This window comes from Natronococcus jeotgali DSM 18795 (assembly GCF_000337695.1).
Lineage (GTDB): Archaea > Halobacteriota > Halobacteria > Halobacteriales > Natrialbaceae > Natronococcus > Natronococcus jeotgali.
Genome location: NZ_AOIA01000151.1, coordinates 27,432 through 42,743, shown reverse-complemented (window position 1 = coordinate 42,743; position 15,312 = coordinate 27,432). Strand labels below are relative to the sequence as shown.

General features: G+C 68.0%; 17 protein-coding genes. 9 read left to right on the top strand and 8 right to left on the bottom strand.

Features of this window, described 5'->3' with window-relative positions; genetic code table 11:
• Window position 1: 1 nt before the first annotated feature.
• Window positions 2-574: a hypothetical protein gene (locus tag C492_RS17550; protein WP_008426086.1), complete on the bottom strand. Its 573-nt coding sequence runs from the start codon at window positions 572-574 to the stop codon at window positions 2-4.
• A gap of 131 nt (window positions 575-705) precedes the next feature.
• On the opposite strand from C492_RS17550, the gene fdhF reads away from it, so the two are divergent.
• Complete coding sequence (gene fdhF, locus C492_RS17545; protein ID WP_008426084.1) at window positions 706-2,841, top strand: formate dehydrogenase subunit alpha; 2,136 nt, start codon at window positions 706-708, stop codon at window positions 2,839-2,841.
• A gap of 30 nt (window positions 2,842-2,871) precedes the next feature.
• On the opposite strand, the gene C492_RS24755 is transcribed toward fdhF, so the two are convergent.
• The gene (locus C492_RS24755) at window positions 2,872-3,060 is read right to left on the bottom strand and encodes a hypothetical protein (protein ID WP_169333456.1); all 189 of its coding nucleotides are present in this window, start codon (window positions 3,058-3,060) and stop codon (window positions 2,872-2,874) included.
• A gap of 94 nt (window positions 3,061-3,154) precedes the next feature.
• Here C492_RS24755 and C492_RS17535 point away from each other — a divergent pair, with 94 nt between their 5' ends.
• From C492_RS17535 to C492_RS17530, 3 genes are all read left to right on the top strand, one after another.
• Complete coding sequence (locus C492_RS17535; RefSeq protein ID WP_008426079.1) at window positions 3,155-3,592, top strand: universal stress protein; 438 nt, start codon at window positions 3,155-3,157, stop codon at window positions 3,590-3,592.
• A 68-nt stretch (window positions 3,593-3,660) separates the two neighbouring features.
• Window positions 3,661-3,816 carry a hypothetical protein gene (locus C492_RS24750; RefSeq protein WP_169333457.1) on the top strand — a complete coding sequence of 52 codons (156 nt, stop codon included), beginning with the start codon at window positions 3,661-3,663 and terminating at the stop codon, window positions 3,814-3,816.
• A gap of 85 nt (window positions 3,817-3,901) precedes the next feature.
• Window positions 3,902-4,324 carry a universal stress protein gene (locus C492_RS17530; protein ID WP_008426078.1) on the top strand — a complete coding sequence of 141 codons (423 nt, stop codon included), beginning with the start codon at window positions 3,902-3,904 and terminating at the stop codon, window positions 4,322-4,324.
• 4 nt (window positions 4,325-4,328) lie between these two features.
• On the opposite strand, the gene C492_RS17525 is transcribed toward C492_RS17530, so the two are convergent.
• Window positions 4,329-6,125 (bottom strand): BCCT family transporter, encoded by a 1,797-nt coding sequence (locus tag C492_RS17525; RefSeq protein WP_008426077.1) that lies wholly within the window; start codon window positions 6,123-6,125, stop codon window positions 4,329-4,331.
• A gap of 311 nt (window positions 6,126-6,436) precedes the next feature.
• Window positions 6,437-6,736 carry a hypothetical protein gene (locus tag C492_RS17520; protein ID WP_008426075.1) on the bottom strand — a complete coding sequence of 100 codons (300 nt, stop codon included), beginning with the start codon at window positions 6,734-6,736 and terminating at the stop codon, window positions 6,437-6,439.
• 268 nt (window positions 6,737-7,004) lie between these two features.
• On the opposite strand from C492_RS17520, the gene C492_RS17515 reads away from it, so the two are divergent.
• On the top strand, window positions 7,005-7,871 hold the full coding sequence (locus C492_RS17515; RefSeq protein WP_008426072.1) for a methylenetetrahydrofolate reductase: 867 nt from the start codon (window positions 7,005-7,007) through the stop codon (window positions 7,869-7,871).
• 4 nt (window positions 7,872-7,875) lie between these two features.
• Here C492_RS17515 and epsC read toward each other — a convergent pair whose 3' ends face one another.
• Entirely contained in the window at window positions 7,876-8,730 is an 855-nt protein-coding gene (gene epsC / locus C492_RS17510) for a serine O-acetyltransferase EpsC (protein WP_008426070.1), read from the bottom strand.
• Window positions 8,731-8,830: 100 nt separating this feature from the next.
• Between epsC and C492_RS17505 the strand changes: the two genes are divergently transcribed.
• Together C492_RS17505 and C492_RS17500 are read left to right on the top strand one after the other, a co-directional pair.
• Complete coding sequence (locus C492_RS17505; RefSeq protein ID WP_008426068.1) at window positions 8,831-9,697, top strand: bifunctional 5,10-methylenetetrahydrofolate dehydrogenase/5,10-methenyltetrahydrofolate cyclohydrolase; 867 nt, start codon at window positions 8,831-8,833, stop codon at window positions 9,695-9,697.
• A 258-nt stretch (window positions 9,698-9,955) separates the two neighbouring features.
• Window positions 9,956-10,408, top strand: coding sequence for a hypothetical protein (locus C492_RS17500; RefSeq protein ID WP_008426067.1), 453 nt, complete (start codon window positions 9,956-9,958; stop codon window positions 10,406-10,408).
• On the opposite strand, the gene C492_RS17495 is transcribed toward C492_RS17500, so the two are convergent.
• Window positions 10,393-11,085 carry an O-methyltransferase gene (locus C492_RS17495; RefSeq protein WP_008426065.1) on the bottom strand — a complete coding sequence of 231 codons (693 nt, stop codon included), beginning with the start codon at window positions 11,083-11,085 and terminating at the stop codon, window positions 10,393-10,395. The genes C492_RS17500 and C492_RS17495 overlap by 16 nt on opposite strands.
• Window positions 11,086-11,176: 91 nt before the next feature.
• Here C492_RS17495 and C492_RS17490 point away from each other — a divergent pair, with 91 nt between their 5' ends.
• Window positions 11,177-11,644: a dCTP deaminase gene (locus C492_RS17490; protein ID WP_083898873.1), complete on the top strand. Its 468-nt coding sequence runs from the start codon at window positions 11,177-11,179 to the stop codon at window positions 11,642-11,644.
• Between the two features lie 48 nt (window positions 11,645-11,692).
• Here the strand turns inward: C492_RS17490 and C492_RS17485 are convergent, their stop codons facing one another.
• Window positions 11,693-12,754, bottom strand: coding sequence for a DMT family transporter (locus C492_RS17485; protein WP_049893162.1), 1,062 nt, complete (start codon window positions 12,752-12,754; stop codon window positions 11,693-11,695).
• Window positions 12,755-12,908: 154 nt separating this feature from the next.
• Entirely contained in the window at window positions 12,909-14,486 is a 1,578-nt protein-coding gene (locus tag C492_RS17480) for a long-chain-fatty-acid--CoA ligase (RefSeq protein WP_008426062.1), read from the bottom strand.
• Between the two features lie 156 nt (window positions 14,487-14,642).
• Here C492_RS17480 and C492_RS17475 point away from each other — a divergent pair, with 156 nt between their 5' ends.
• Window positions 14,643-15,251: a universal stress protein gene (locus tag C492_RS17475; protein ID WP_008426061.1), complete on the top strand. Its 609-nt coding sequence runs from the start codon at window positions 14,643-14,645 to the stop codon at window positions 15,249-15,251.
• Window positions 15,252-15,312: the final 61 nt, after the last annotated feature.

The window sequence follows — 15,312 nt, the reverse complement described above, 5'->3', positions numbered from 1 at the left end:
CTCACCGCCCGCCTTCGGATCGGTGGCCCAGCAGCCACAGCGCCCGGTAGCAGTCCCAGAGGTCGCGGTCACACCGCCGCTCGAGTTCGCGACAGCGCTCGAGGTAGCGCTCGTAGTCCTCGACGTTCGGTTCGTCCGGATACGGTTCCTCGAGTTCCCCCTGTTCGCGAAACACTCCCCACTCGCGGGCGCTCATCGCCAGGTACCGCTCGGGCTCGAGGAACTGCAGGAACGCCGTTCCGATCGGGACGTCGACGCCCGTGAGTTCCGTCAGCGCCTCGAGTTTCGCGCGCGTCGTCTCGGCCGCGAGAGCGCCCTCGATCGCCGTCTCGAGGGCCTCGTACTCGTTGTCGCCGAAGCGCTCCTCGGCGGCCCGTCGCTCGGCGTCGGGGTACCGACCGAGGAGGCGCCGGAAGTACCACTGGACGATCCACTCGACGTCGCGCCGGCCGTACGCTCCCTTCCGGAGGGTCGCGGGCAACAGCTCGCGGTGTTCGTCCTCGACGGCCGCGAGGGGCTGTTCGTCGGGGTACTCGTCGGCGAGGATCTCGACCGCGTCCGGGGCGAGCGCCATCGTCGGTCGGTTAGACGCCCGGTACTGTGAACGTTTCTCTCGCCGTTTCGAACGGGACGGGAGAAACGTTCATACCTCGTCGGATGGAACGCTATGGTATATCATGGTCACACTCCACACAGGTGGTTCCGATGGCGACTGAGGAATCCGAGCCCGTCAAGACGATCTGTCCGTACTGCGGCGTCGGCTGCGGAATTCAGGTCAACCAGGGCGAGGAACCCGGCGACGTCCAGTTCATGCCCTGGGGCGACGCCCCGGTCAACGAGGGCCGAATCTGCATCAAGGGGGGCGCGGCGACGGAGGTCGTCGACCACGAGGACCGACTCACCGAGCCGCTGATCAAGGAAAACGGCGAGTTCCGCGAGGCGACGTGGGAGGAGGCCTACGACCGCATCGTCGACGAACTCGAGCGGATCCGCGAGGAGTACGAGCCCGACGCGACGGGCTTTTTCGGCTCCTCGAAGACGATGAACGAGGAGAACTACCTCCTCCAGAAGCTCGCGCGCCGGTACGGCACCAACAACGTCGACAACTGCACCCGGATGTGTCACGCCTCGACGGTGTGGGCGCTGCGGACCAGCCTCGGCGCGGGCGCGATGACCAACAGCATGGCCGACTTAGAGGAGTCGGCCGACGTCTTCTGGATCCAGGGGGCAAACCCCGGCGAGCAACACCCGATCGCCAACAGCCAGTACTTCCGCCAGGCCGTCCTCGAGGGGGCGACGGTGATCCAGGTCGATCCCCACGCCAACAAGACGACCTCGTCGTTCCAGATCGACGAGACCGATCGCCACCAGCACCTCCAGCTCGAGCCGGGAACCGACATCCCGCTGTTGAACGTCGTCATCAAGACGATCCTCGAGAACCACGAGGAAGAGCCCGACGCGGGCTGGATCGACGAGGCGTTCATCGAGGAGCGCACTGAGGGGTTCGACCACCTCAAAGAGACCCTCGCGGACTTCGACAAGGAAGAAGCCGCCGAGCAGTGTGGCGTCCCGCTCGAGGATATCGAGATGGCCGCGGAGAAGTACGCGATGGCGAACAACGCGGCCATTTTCACCGGGATGGGGATGAGCCAGCACACCTGCGGCGTCGACAACGTTCAAAACGAGATCAACCTCGCGCTGATCACGGGCAACCTCGGCAAGCCGGGAACGGGCGTCAACCCCCTGCGGGGACAGAACAACGTTCAGGGGACCTGCGACGTCGGCGCGATGCCGAACGTCCTGCCGGGCTACCAGCTTGTCGACGACGACGAGGCCCGTCGGTCCGTCGAGGAGGAGTGGGGCTTCGAGGTGCCCGACGAGCCAGGACTGACGAACGTCGAGCTCTCCCACGAGTTCGGCAACTCGGTGAAAGGGCTGTACGTGATGGGCGAGAACCCGGTCGTGAGCGAACCCGACGCCAACCGAGTCATCGAGCGCATTCAGGACCTCGAGTTCATGGTCGCACAGGACATCTTCATGACCGAGACGGCCCAGTACGCCGACGTCGTCCTCCCGGCGACGACCTGGGCCGAGCGCGGCGGCACCGTCACCAACACCGACCGGCGGGTCCAGCGGATGCGCGGCGTCGAGAAGGTCCACGAGAACACGAAACACGACCTCGAGATCCTCATGGAGGTCGGCAGCCGGCTGTTCAGCGAGGAGGAGTTCCGCTTCGAGGACGAGGAGGCCGTCTTCGAGGAGCTCCGGCAGGTCTGTCCGAGCTACTACGGGATGACCTACGATATCCTCGGCGAGGAGGGGATCCAGTGGCCCTGTTACGAACTCGGCGACGAGGGCGACCGGTTCCTCTACGAGGACAGCTTCGACACCGACAACGGCCTCGGACGGATCGAGGGCGTCACCCACCAGCCGCCCAAGGAGACCCCCGACGAGGAGTACCCGCTGATCCTGACGACCGCCCGGCTCGAGGAACACTACAATACGGGGACGATGAGCCGTCGGTCGCCGACGCTGAACCGCCAGACTCCCGAGAACTTCGTCGACGTCCACCCCGACGACGCCGAGCGGTACGGGATCGAGGACGGTCAGGACGTCGTGCTCAAATCCCGACGAGGCGAGATCACCGTCGAGGCCCAGGTTACCGACGCGATCAAGGAGGGGTCGGTGTGGACGACGCCACACTTCGCGGCCGCCTCCGCCAACCGGCTGACCAACGACGTCCTCGACGAGCGCGCGAAGATCCCCGAGTACAAGGCCGCCGCGACCGAGATCGAGGTCGGCCTCGAGCCCGCCGACGCCGAGACGCCGGCCGACGACTGACGGCCCGGTTCGATTTTCGGCTCGTCGCTCTCAGTCCTCCTCGTCCTCGGTACCGCCGCCCAGCCGCGAGCGCGCGGCGCCGACGAGCCATCGGTGCCCGCGCTCGTGGCGGCCCAGCGTCGCGACGAAGGCCGACCAGCGCGTCCAGAACGAGACGGCGAAGGGAGCGCCGGTCAGCACGGCCGTCGCCTGCAACGCCTCGGCGCTGTCGGTGAGCAACACCGCGACGGCTCCGGGACCGTGTCGTGTGGTAACAAAAGCAAAGACTATATGAGTGACCCGCCATGTTCCGGACGGGAGAGGACGAGTACATATGTACGACAACGTTCTGATCGCGACGGACGGGAGCGACGAGGCCGAGGGGTGTATCGAACACGGCCTCGACGTCGCCGAAGCGGTGGGTGCGAGGGTACACGTGCTGTACGTGGTCGAGACCAAGGCGAACTACATCCTGACGGTCGGCCTCACCGACGACGAGCTCCGCTCCTACAGGGAGTACGGCAAAGAGGTCGTCAGCGAGGTCGTCGACCGCGTCTCCGAGCGCGGCCTCAGCGGCGAGGGCGCGATCAGAACCGGTCGTCCGGCCGAGGAGATCGTCGACTACGCCGCGGAGAACGACGCCGACCTCGTCGTGATGGGAAAGCAGGGCCACGGGGCGGTCGAGCGCCACCTCGGGAGTACCTCCGAGAAGGTCATCCGGATGATCGACGCGCCGGTGACCGTCGTCGCCGGCCCCCAGTGGACGAGCTGATCGGTCTCATCGGCGTTCGCTCGTCCTCGAGCCGACGGGAATAAGTCGCGTCCCCGCGGTAACTCGGTATGTCCAGACGCGTCGCGCTCGCCGCCACGATCCTCGCGGTGGTGCTGGCTCTCGCCAGCGTCGGTCTCTTGCTGGCGGGGCGACACTTCGTCGCCGGCACGCTGCTGACGTTCGTCGCGTTCTCTATCTACGTCCGGGAGATCAACACCCCGTGAACCGTCCGACGGCGGCTCGACCCCGCCGCCGGGAGCGCGGCCCAAACTATTTGCGCGAGTCCGCCGAATCCCGGCGTGAACGGGTATGCTAGACCGGATACTGATCGCGACGGACGGGAGCCGGAAAGCCGAGGCCGCGGTCGAGCACGGGCTGGATCTGGCGGCGACGTTCGACGCCGAGGTCCACGCCCTCTACGTCGTCGAGACGAAGGGGTCGTACGTCCGCAGCGTCGGCGCGAGCGAGGCGGGACTCGAGGAGTACCGCCAGTACGGCCACGGGGTCGTCGACGAGGTCGTCGATCGGGCCGAGGAGCGGGGGCTCGAGGCCGTCGGCGCGGTCGAGTCGGGAGCGGTCGCCGGAGCGATCGTCGACTACGCCGACGCCGCGTCGATCGACGCGGTCGTCGTGGCCGAACGCGGCCGGGGAACCCTCGAGACGTACCTCGGGTCCAACGTCGAGAAGGTCCTTCGACGGTGTCCGCAGCCTGTCACCGTCGTCCGCTCGTAGCCGATCAGTCGTCGCCGACGTCGACGACGGTGCCGTCCCTGGTCCTAACGTGCGTGACGAGGTCGCCGGTCCGGCTCCTGACGACGATCTCGTCTTCCTCCTGGAGGTCCTCGATCAGCTCGGTGAACTCGTCGGACTGGAGGGTTCTGTACTCCCGTCTGAGTCCAGTCAGCACGGAGTACATCATAAACAGCAGGATGAGAGTAAACGGAAGCCCGCTGGCGATAGCCGCCGCCTGCAGCGACTCGACGGCCGCGTCGCCGCCGGCGATCAGGAGCGTGGCGGCGACGAGCCCCTCGGAGACCGCCCAGAAGACCCGGCCGGCCGGGGGCGTCTCGTGTTTGCCGCCGGTGCTCAGGTGCTCGAGGACGAGCGATCCGGAGTCCGAGGAGGTCACGAAGAACGTCGTCACGAGGACGATCGCGAGCACCGAGAGGACCACCGTCCCCGGCATCAGTTCGAACATCGCGAACATCGCGACCTCCTCGCCGGTTTCGAAGACGGGACCGCTGATGGTGCCCGCGGTCGCCTCGTTCAGCTCGAAGTTCAGCGCGCTCCCGCCCATCGCGGCGAACCAGGCGAACGAGAAGATGACGGGGATCAGGAGGACGCCGCCGACGAACTCCCGGACGGACCGTCCCTTCGAGATCCGTGCGATGAACATGCCGACGAACGGCGACCAGGAGATCCACCAGGCCCAGTAGAACACCGTCCAGTCGACGAGGAAGTTCCCCTCCCCCTCGCCGCCGGGTCCGTAGAACTCCGAGCCCTGGAAGTAGTGGCTGTCGAAGGCGCCGCCGAAAAAGGAGAGTTCGAAGAAGTTGCCGAGGTAGCCGCCGATCCCCTGGGGCAGGACGCCGAGGATGAACAGCGTCGGTCCGAGGACGAACACCGAGCCGAGCAGGATCAGCATCAGCGTGAGGTTGAGGTTGCTGAGCCGTCGGATCCCCTTATCGAGGCCGAGGTAGACGGAGATGGTCGCCAGCCCCGTGACGATCGCGATGATCGCGACGGCCACCCAGGTCGCGTCGGGGACGGCGGGGAACGCGCCCACCTCGTCGCCGACGAACGTCAGCCCGGCGTTGATCTGTAGCGCGCCCAGTCCCAGCGAGGTGACGAGACCGAACAGCGTCGCGAAGATGGTGAAGATGTCGATGACGTGGCCCGGCCAGCCGTAGATCCGGTCGCCGAGCACCGGGTAGAACACCGATCGGAAGGTGAGCGGAAGTCCGCGGTTGAACGAGAAGAAGGCGAGTCCGAGCGCGACCAGCGCGTAGATCGCCCACGGGTGGATCCCCCAGTGGAACAGCGACACCGCCATCGCCACCTCGCCGGCGCCCTCGGTTCCCGCCTCCGCGCCCAGGTGCGGATCGAAGAGGTGAAACACCGGCTCGGCGACGCCGAAGAACATGAGGCCGATTCCCATCCCGGCGCTGAACAGCATCGCGATCCAGGAGATGTCGCTGAACTCCTTCTCGCCGTCGACCCCGCCCAGCCGGATCGAGCCGTACTTGCTGATGGCGAGGTAGACCATGAAGATAATGAAGGCGTTCGCCGCCAGGATGAACAGCCAGTCGAAGTAGTTCGACACCGCGACTCGGGTTTCCTGGTACGCCGTTCCCGCCTGATCGGGAAACGCCAGTGAGAGCACGATAAACAGCACGATCAGCCCGCCCGCGGTGAGGAATACGGGTGGATTGACGTCGAACCCGTACCCCTTCCAGTTTCTGTCGCCCGGTTCTCGGTCGGTCTCCGCGTGGAAAAGTTGTCCCTGGATACCGCGCTTATCTTCGTCTGCCATAGTTTCCCTCCGTGTTCGTGTTGCCGTTGTCGCTCCGTCCGAAGTCGTCGATCGACCCTGCTTCGAGGTGACCGTTCGTGCCACACCGTCCGGTCGATCGGGCCGCCCCCTCGGCACCGACCGTTCGAGCCGCCGTTACGACGACCCGGGGTGGGAACGAATCACAAATGATACTCCCTGTCAATCACGGTATGTGGATTGCCTGCAGTTCGACATATAGTTTTGGTAACGATCCGTGTAGTTATCCGAGACACACACCGCCGGATAGACCTTTCGACCTGCAGCGGGGCCGTTCCGACGGCGTCGCCGATTCAGAGCCCCACAAACAGGAACCCGAGCCGGGACGGCGTCGCGAGAAACGAAACCGCGAACGTCGCGACGGCGAGCCCGAACGAGACGGCCGCGAGCGCGAGGAGAACCGGCGCCAGTCCCGTCAGCGGGGGGATCGAGAGCGCGGTCATCGAACAGACGACGATCAGGAGAAACCCCATCGAGACGCGCAGCCCGATCTGGCGGGGATTGAACCCGCAGCCCGGACAGCCCGCCTCGTCGCCCTCGAGTTCGTACCCGCAGCGCTCACAGCGGGGACTTCCCCCCGTACCCGGTCGCATGGACTTCCCTCTCCGCTCGAGCCACTAAAAACCGCAGTCGCGTCGATCTCCCGACGGTTCCGGATCGGACCACCGCCGCGTCGGCCCGACCGCTTCCACGACGTTCTCGAGAGCCGTCACGTCGCGGTTCGAACCCCTCTCATCGTTCGATTTATGTGTTCTCGAGAGGACCTGTCTGATAATGTCTGCCAACCACGTGCGCTCCGGGCGACGCCCGCACTCGCGACCGATCGCCGGCGGGAGCCGCGCCGGGTGAACGAACCGACCCATGTCCAGTGACATCCAATCGATGCCGACCGCCGAGGGGATGGTCGAACTGCTCGAGAAGCCCCGCTTCGAGCTGATGCCGTTCGAGAGCATCGACGAGCAGCTCGGCCACCTCCCCGAGGGATCCGAGATCGCCATCACCACCTCCCCGACGCTGGGACTCGAGGCGACGATCGAGTGGAGCGAACGGGCCAGCGAGCGCGGTTACGAGATCGTCCCCCACGTCGCCGCCCGCTACGTCGAGGACCGGGGCCACCTCGAGGAGATCGCCCGTCGGCTCACCGACGCGGGCGTTACGGACATCTTCGTGCCGGGCGGGGACCGCGAGGAGCCCGCCGGCGAGTTCGAGTCCGCGCTGGATTTGCTCGTGGCTCTCGAGGATCTTCCCTACGAGTTCGCGGAGGTCGGCATCACGGGGTACCCGGAGGGCCACGCCTTCCTCGACGACGAGACGCTCGCCGAGGCGATGGCCCGCAAGGAGCCCTACGCCACCTACGTCGTCACCCAGCTGTGTTACGATCCCGACGCCGTCCTCGAGTGGATCGACGAGATCCGCACCCGCGGCGTCGAACTCCCCGTCGAGATCGGGATCCCGGGCGTGATGAAGTACCAGCGGCTGCTTGGCATCTCGAAGAAAGTCGGCGTCGGCGACTCCGTCCGCTTTCTCCAGAAGACCAGCGGGATCGTCGGCTTCCTCCGCCAGCTCGTGGGCTCCCGCGGAACGTACTCGCCGGACACGCTACTCGAGGGGCTCGCGCCGTACGCGACCGACCCCTACTACGACATCCGCGGGGTTCACATCTACGCGTTCAACCAGGTGCCCGATCTCGAGACCTGGCGGGTCGAGACGCTCGAGAAGCACCGCTGACGGCTCACCCGTTTCGCTTTCGCTCCTGCTCGGGGTGTTCGGAGACGAACACGCTCGTCTGGTCGGGGATGTCTTCTGTCACCCAGGAGTTGGCGCCGATGCTGACGTGGTCGCCGACGGTGATCGCGCCCAGCACCTTCGTGCCCGCGCCGATCACGACGTTGTCGCCGATGTCGGGGTGGCGCTTGTACCCCTTCTTCAGGGCCTTCTCGTCGTCCTCGGCCTCCTCGAAGTGCAACGCTCCAAGCGTCACGTCCTGGTAGAGCCGGACCCAGTCGCCGATCGTCGCCGTCTCCCCGATGACGACCCCGGTGCCGTGGTCGACGAAGAAGTAGTCGCCGATCCGGGCCCCCGGGTGGATGTCGATCCCCGTGACCGACTTCGCGTACTCGGTCAACTCCCTGGCGTACTCGGGGGCGCCGGCCTCGTAGAGGCAGTGTGCGACCCGCTGCATCGTGATCGCCTGCAGCCCGGGATAGGACCGGACGACCTCGACGACCGACCGCGCGGCCGGATCGCCCTTGTAGGCGGCCTCGACGTCCTTCTCGAGCGTGCGGCGCAACTCCGGCAGCCGATCGAGCACGTCGGTCGCCGTCGCTGCGGGGTCGGACCCCCCGTAGGCCCTGATTCCCCGCTCGTAGTGCGAGCCCAGTTCGGTGAGCGTCTCCCGGAGCGCCGACTCGTCGGTCAGCAGCTCCGCGGCGTTCCAGCAGCCCGGAAAGAGGAGCCGTCGCAGCAGGGCCAGCTCCGGGCGCCTGTCGTCCCGGGGGAACTGCGACGCCGCCGCGCCCGTCGCGGCGTCGGTGTCGTACGTCTCGAGCAGCCGTTCGGCGGCGTCCCCCGCGTACTCGTATGCCATAGTCGGGCTATCGAACGGGACGACCAAATGCTTTCCAGCCGTTCGGGCCCTCGACCCGAGGCGGCGAACCCTACAAGTCCGCGGTCGACGAAAGGGAGACGTGTCGCCAGAACTGCTCCGCGGGGATCCGGTCGCGACGCCGATCCTCGAGCGCGCCGGCGAGCGGGTCGAACGTCTCCGAGATGAGGGGACGGTGCCGACGCTCGGAACGGTGCTGATGAGCGACGACCCGGCCGACGAGCGGTTCGTCGAGCTGAAACACGAGACGTGTGCCGAGGTCGGGATCGCCACCCGCGACGTCCGCCTCGATCCCGACGCGCCGGCCAAGCGACTGTACCGGGAGATCGAACGCCTGTCCGGCGATCCCGGGATCGACGCCGTCTTCGTCCAGGTTCCGCTCCCCGACCACGTCCCGCTGTCGGCGGCGCGGCGCCGGCTCGATCCCGCCGCGGACGTCGACTGCCTCCACCCGACGAATCTCGGACGACTCGTCGCCGGGGAGCCGCGGTTCGTCCCGGCGACGACCGCGGCGGTGGATCGGCTGCTGTCGGCGTCCGGGATCTCGGTCGCAGGCGCCGACGTCGTCGTCGTCGGCCGTTCGAGTGCGATCGGGCGGCCGCTGGCCAATCGGCTTCTGCGGGATCGTTCCGGGGGCAACGCGACGGTCACGGTCTGTCACTCGAAGACGGCCGACCTCGGGGCCCACACCCGCCGCGCGGACGTCGTCGTCACCGCCGCGGGCGTCCCGGAGCTGGTCGACGGCTCGATGCTCGCCCCCGAGGCCGTCGTCGTCGACGTCAGCGCGAACCGCCGACCCGACGGGACGGTCGTCGGCGACGTCGACTTCGAGAGCGCGAGCGAGCGAGTCCGCGCGATCACGCCCGTTCCCGGCGGGGTCGGTCCGGTGACGCTCGCGGCGCTCGTCGAGAACGTCGTTCGAGCCGCCGACCGGAGCGAGAGCGACTGACGCGTCGACCGAGAGCTACCGGTTCGGCTCCTCGAGCGTTCGGTCCGCCCGGATCGCCCTCGAGGGGCGAGCAGTCGCTCGAGGCGGGCGATGACGCGCTCGAGGACCGTCGTCGGGGTCCCGGGTAGTAGCCGGTACCGCGCCGTTCGTTCGGTTCGATACGATTTCGACCCGTACTCGACGCTCGGTCCGCGATCGGAATACCAATGGAGTAGCCAACAGGTATTTGTACGGCCGAGTGTTGCACCCAGGAAAACGGTGCTCGACGTGATTCCGACAGTTCATCGCTCAAAACGGCGGTTACTCGCCGTCTCGCTCGTTCTCTTTGCCGGTGCCGGCGCGGCGACCGCAGGTGACGTGGGGCCCGCGACGACCGTCGGCGCGACCGCGCTCGCCGTCGGCGGCGTCTACTGCGTCGCGCAGTACGCCGATCGGGTGTCCCGCCCGGAGCTCGCTCGGCTCTCGCTCGGGCTCTGGATCGGCTTTCTCGGCGTCGCCGGACTCCACCTCGTCGGCCTCGAGACGGTCGCCGGGGCCGCCCCCGGAACGACGGCCGCCGGGGTTCGCTCGCTGTCGGCGCTGACGTGGACGGCGCTGTTGCTCTCCTGTTCGGCCACCGTCTTTCTCGGATTCCGGGAGTACGCCAGCGCGAGCGCCGACGTCGCCGAGGAGCAGGTCCTCGAGGGCGAGTCCGACTACTCCACGCGGTAGCTCACCGCGATCCCCTCGCCGAGCGGGAGCACGACCGTCTCGAAGGCCGGATCCCGGGTCACGCGCTCGAGGTAGGCCGCGATCCCGCGGGTGTGCTCGTTGGCCGACTCCGGGATCGACCACTCGCCGTCCCCGCCGGCCTCGCGCTCTGCGACCTCGAGCAGCGTCTCGAACTCGATCGGCCCGGCGGTGATCGCGTTGTCGGCGACGACGACGCCGCCGACGGGCACCTTCGGTCGGACGGCCTCGAGGGCGTCGACGTAGCGCCCCTTCTGGTGGTCGATCAACACCACGTCGAACGGCCCCGCGTACCCCTCGATCGTCTCGAGGGCGTCGCCGAGCTCGTACCGGGCGACGGCGTCGTACTCGCCCGCGGCCATGTACTCGCGGGCCAGCTCGAGTTCGTCCGCGTCGACCTCGGTGAGGACGATTTCGCCGTCAGCGGGGAGCGCGTCGGCGAACCAGTACGCCGAGTAGCCGTAGCCCGAGCCGAACTCGAAGATCCGTTCGGCGCCGACGACGTGGGCGAGAAACCGCAGGAAGCCGCCCACCTCGGGACCGACGTGGGGAAAGCCCGCCGAGTCCGCGTACTCGTCCATCTCACGGAGCGTCTCGTCGGGCGCCGGCCCGACCGCGCGAACGAACCTCGCCATCTCCTCGCTGAGGACGTCGACCATACCGGACCCTCGGGGAGGCGCCACCAAAGCCTTCGGGGAGCCCCCTCGAGCGGCATATTTTTTGCCGCTCGGGACCGTCGGTTCGACCGATATGAGCGACGACCACCCGCTCGCAAACGCCGTCGACAACCTGGTGTACCAGCCGGTACAGGTCCACGATCGCGGAATCGACCTGACGGTGAGCGCGATCTATACGGTCGCCGCTCCCGGCAGCCTCGACTTCGGCGGGGACGAGCTGGCCGACGCCGACCTCGAGCCCGTCGAGACGACCCGTCGCGACCCCGACGACGAGTACGGTTGGTGGAACCTCGAGGGCGGCCGGTACGTCGTCCAGCACAACGAGTTCCTCACCGACCTCGAGGAGCCGCTGCTCCTCCAGCCGAACAACGAGCTGCTGGCCCGCGGGGGCGCTCACCCGACGGTCCAGGTCGACTCCCACCTCCCGCTGCTCCCGCTGTCGGTCCCCGACGGGGGACTCGAGATCAAGGAGAACGCCCGGATCTCGACGCTCGCGCCCGTCGGCGGTTCGCTCGAGGGGGCCGGGTTCGAGGAACCGTAGGACGAGGCCGTTCCGCGCCCCAACAGCCGTCGAACCGTCTCGCCTCGCTCAGTCGTCGGCGACCGGATCGGGGGCTGCGCCCCCGCCGCGGGACGGCCCGTACCCCTCGCCCGTGCCGACTCGAGCGCGCTCGACGGTCGGCTCCTCGAGGGCGTACTCGTTGCCCCGGACCCGAACGGTTTCGGTCGCGGACGGACGGCGCCGCGGGCCGCGGAGACCCCGGACGAGCCGCCAGAGGGGACGGATCTGACAGAGGGCGAACCCGACGGCGATGAGCCCGAAGCCGAGCACCATCGCGCTCGTGATCGGCTCGCCGAGCACCGCGGCGCCGAACCCCGCCGCGACGATCGGCGTCGCGTAGCTGACGAGGCTCGCGTCGGCCGGCCCGACGCGCTCGAGCAGGCGGAAGTACAGCAGGAACCCGCCGACGCTGCAGACGATCCCGAGGTAGGCGATCGCCGCGAGCGCCCCGCCGTTCCAGTCGACCCTCGAGAGCGCTTCCGTCGGGTGAACGAGGCTGAAGGCGTGGAGGATCCCGGCGCCGACGAGCATCGACCAGGCCTGCAGCGAGACCAGCGGCAGGGTCCGCGAGAACCGACGGGTGAGCACGGAGCCGAGCGCGAACGCGACGGCCGCCCCGAACAGGAGTGCGACGCCGGCGAGCCGACCGCCGAACGAGCCGCCGGCGGCGGCGATGGCGGCGACGCCGACGAACCCGACCAGCAGGCCGAGCGCGTCCGTCGCCCGGACCCGGTGGGACGGCAGCGCCGCGAGTGCGATCGCGGGCGTGACGATCGGCGCGAAGCTCAGGACGATCGCTGCGACGGCACTCGAGACGTAGTTTTGCCCGAGAAACAGCAGGGCGAAGTGGACGCCGATCAGGAGGACGCCCGTCGTCAGGATCAGTCGAACGTCGTCGCGAGTCCGCGGACGCAGCCGGGCGCCGCTCGCGACGACCAGCGCGAAGAAGACGAGCGCGGCGGCGTCGAAGCGAAACGCCGCGAACAGCACCGGCGGCAGCGACTCCAACCCGATCTCGATCGCAGTAAAGCCCGATCCCCACACGATAGCCAGCAGTCCGAATACGAGTACATCTCTTGTGTACGTCATTTGCACCTCGCGCCCACCCGCAGGAAAGGCGACGTACTACCTACCCGGTGATAAAATAAATGACTTTCTGGATGTGTGATATCACCTCCCATCTATTCGCGCGAACCGGTGTCGCGCTTCGACGGCAGGGTTCGAGCGCGAACCCTCGAGGCGACTACTCGGCGGCCGTCTCCTCGCGCTCGCGGAGCTTGAACTTCTGGACCTTCCCGGTGGTCGTCCGGGGGAGTTCCTCGACGAACTCGACCTCGCGGGGGTGTTTGTACTCGGCGAGGTTCGTCAGGCAGTACTCTCTGATCTCGTCGGGCGTGACGTCGGCATCGGGAGTCGGCACGAGGTAGGCCTTGACGGTCTCCCCGCGGCGCTCGTCGGGGATGCCGACGACGGCGGCGTCGGCGACGGCCTCGTGCTCGAAAAGCAACTCCTCGACCTCGCGCGGGTAGACGTTGTACCCGCCCGTGACGATCGTGTGTTTCTCCCGGTCGACGACGTAGAAGAAGCCGTCCTCGTCGTGGTATCCCAGGTCGCCGGTGTGGAACCACGTCTTGCCGTCGGCCTCGGTGAACGCCTCCGCGGTCGCCTCGGGCAGCCCGTAGTACCCCTTCATCACGTTCGGCCCGGCGACGACGATCTCGCCGGTGACCTCGTCGAGATCGGCCTCGTCCTCGTCGAGCGGCCCCTCCTCGACGGGCGGAATCTCCTCGAAGTCCCCGTCGACGACCCGGGAGTCGACGCCGGGCAGGGACTTGCCGATGCTGCCGACGCGTCGGCCCTCGGTCGGACTGTTGAAGTGGGTGACCGGGCTCGTCTCGGTCAGCCCGTACCCCTCGTAGACCCGCACGTCGTACAGCTCCTCGAACCGCCGGAGGACCTCGACGGGGATCCCGGAGCCGCCGACGCCACAGAGACGCAGCGAGGAGAGGTCGAACGATTCGGCGTCTGGCTGGTTGATGACGTCGTTGTACATCGCCGGCACGCCGTGCATCAGCGTCAGCTCCTCCTCTTCGACGAGCGAGACCGCTTCCCGGGCGTCCCACTGGGGCACCGCGTAGTAGGTCCCCCCGCTGAACAGCGTCGCGTTCATCACGACGGTCATCCCGTAGATGTGAAACAGCGGGAGGACGCCGAGCTGTTTGTCCTCCGGGCGGATCCCCTCCGGAACGAGCTCGTTCGCCATCCGGGCGTTGGACTCGAGGTTACGGTGGGTGAGCTCGACGCCCTTCGGTTGCCCCGTCGTCCCGCTGGTGTAGGGCTGGACGGCGACGTCGTCGTCGTCGCGCTCGACGACCTCGGGGGCGCCCGGCTCGAGGAACTCCTCGAAGGGAACCGCCCCGTCGGCCTCTCCTTCGCCGACGCCGACGACGCACTCGACGTCGGTCTCGTCCCGCACCTCCTCGACGAACGGGACGAGGTCGGCCAGCGCAACGACGACTTCGGCCCCGCTGTCGGCGAGCAGGTGACCGATCTCGCGGGCCTTGTACTGTGGGTTCATCGGCACGACGACCCCGCCCGCCCGCAGCGTCCCGTGGAACGCGACCAGAAACGGCGGGACGTTCGGCAGGTAGATCGCGACCCGGTCGTCCTCGCCGACCCCGCGCTCGGCGAGCGCGGCGGCGAACGCTCCCGTCTGTCCCCAGAACTCCTCGTAACTGGTCTCGTTCCCCCGGAACCCGACGGCCGCGGCGTCGCCGTGCTCGCGGGCAGTCTCCGCGACGGCGTTGACAAGGTTTGCCATGTCTCACGACAACGTTTTCGCCCGTAGTAAAAAGCGTTTACACTGTTCGTCGAAGACCAGTCACGCTTACAGACGCTAAACCGCGTCGGGCGGGGGAACCGTTCGGTCCGATCGCCGGCCCGAGGTATTTACTCTCACCGCCCCAACCTCGAGACGATGTACCAGCACGTCCTCGTGCCGACCGACGGGAGCGACGGAACGCGACGAGCGATCGCCCACGCGTTGACGATCGCGAACCGATTCGACGCGACGGTACACGCGCTGTCGGTCGTCCCCAAGGGACCGCTGGGAGCCCTCGAGAACCGGGCGGACGCGACCGCGGGGGCCCGTCGGGCCGTCGAGCGCGTCGAGCGCGAGGCCGCCCGCGACGGCGTCCCGGTACGGACCGCCGTCGAGAGCGGCGTTCCCCACGAGGCGATCCTCGAGTACGTCGACGAGGAGGGGATCGACATGCTCGTCATGGGGACCCAGGGCCGAACGGGGCTGGATCGGGTGCTGGTCGGGAGCGTGGCCGAGCGGGTCGTTCGCCTGGCGGACGTCCCCGTCGTCACGGTCCGGCTGACCGACGAGATCGAGATCGAGGACTCGGCCGAGGCGGAACGGCTGGCCCGCGAGCGGGCGGCGGCGGAGGGGTACGCCGAACTCTCGCTCCGGGAGCCTCCCTACCGAACCAGCGGCACCTGGACGGTGACCCTCGAGAGCGATCGCGGACCCGTCGCAGTCGACGTCGACGCGGTCACGGGTGCCGTTCGAATCGTCGAATGAAAACGAGCGGTGCCGTATCCGCCCTGCTCGCGCCACGGGACCTCGCCGAGAAAAGGGATCG

Coding starts and splice junctions, on each gene's coding strand:
- C492_RS17530 (WP_008426078.1), top strand. CDS start 3,902: ATGCTAGACCGGATACTGATCGCGACGGACGGGAGCCGGAAAGCCGAG.
- C492_RS17485 (WP_049893162.1), bottom strand. CDS start 12,754: ATGACGTACACAAGAGATGTACTCGTATTCGGACTGCTGGCTATCGTG.
- C492_RS17495 (WP_008426065.1), bottom strand. CDS start 11,085: ATGGTCGACGTCCTCAGCGAGGAGATGGCGAGGTTCGTTCGCGCGGTC.
- epsC (WP_008426070.1), bottom strand. CDS start 8,730: ATGGCATACGAGTACGCGGGGGACGCCGCCGAACGGCTGCTCGAGACG.
- C492_RS17480 (WP_008426062.1), bottom strand. CDS start 14,486: ATGGCAAACCTTGTCAACGCCGTCGCGGAGACTGCCCGCGAGCACGGC.
- C492_RS17550 (WP_008426086.1), bottom strand. CDS start 574: ATGGCGCTCGCCCCGGACGCGGTCGAGATCCTCGCCGACGAGTACCCC.
- C492_RS17535 (WP_008426079.1), top strand. CDS start 3,155: ATGTACGACAACGTTCTGATCGCGACGGACGGGAGCGACGAGGCCGAG.
- fdhF (WP_008426084.1), top strand. CDS start 706: ATGGCGACTGAGGAATCCGAGCCCGTCAAGACGATCTGTCCGTACTGC.
- C492_RS17490 (WP_083898873.1), top strand. CDS start 11,177: ATGAGCGACGACCACCCGCTCGCAAACGCCGTCGACAACCTGGTGTAC.
- C492_RS17520 (WP_008426075.1), bottom strand. CDS start 6,736: ATGCGACCGGGTACGGGGGGAAGTCCCCGCTGTGAGCGCTGCGGGTAC.
- C492_RS17515 (WP_008426072.1), top strand. CDS start 7,005: ATGTCCAGTGACATCCAATCGATGCCGACCGCCGAGGGGATGGTCGAA.
- C492_RS17475 (WP_008426061.1), top strand. CDS start 14,643: ATGTACCAGCACGTCCTCGTGCCGACCGACGGGAGCGACGGAACGCGA.
- C492_RS17525 (WP_008426077.1), bottom strand. CDS start 6,125: ATGGCAGACGAAGATAAGCGCGGTATCCAGGGACAACTTTTCCACGCG.
- C492_RS24750 (WP_169333457.1), top strand. CDS start 3,661: ATGTCCAGACGCGTCGCGCTCGCCGCCACGATCCTCGCGGTGGTGCTG.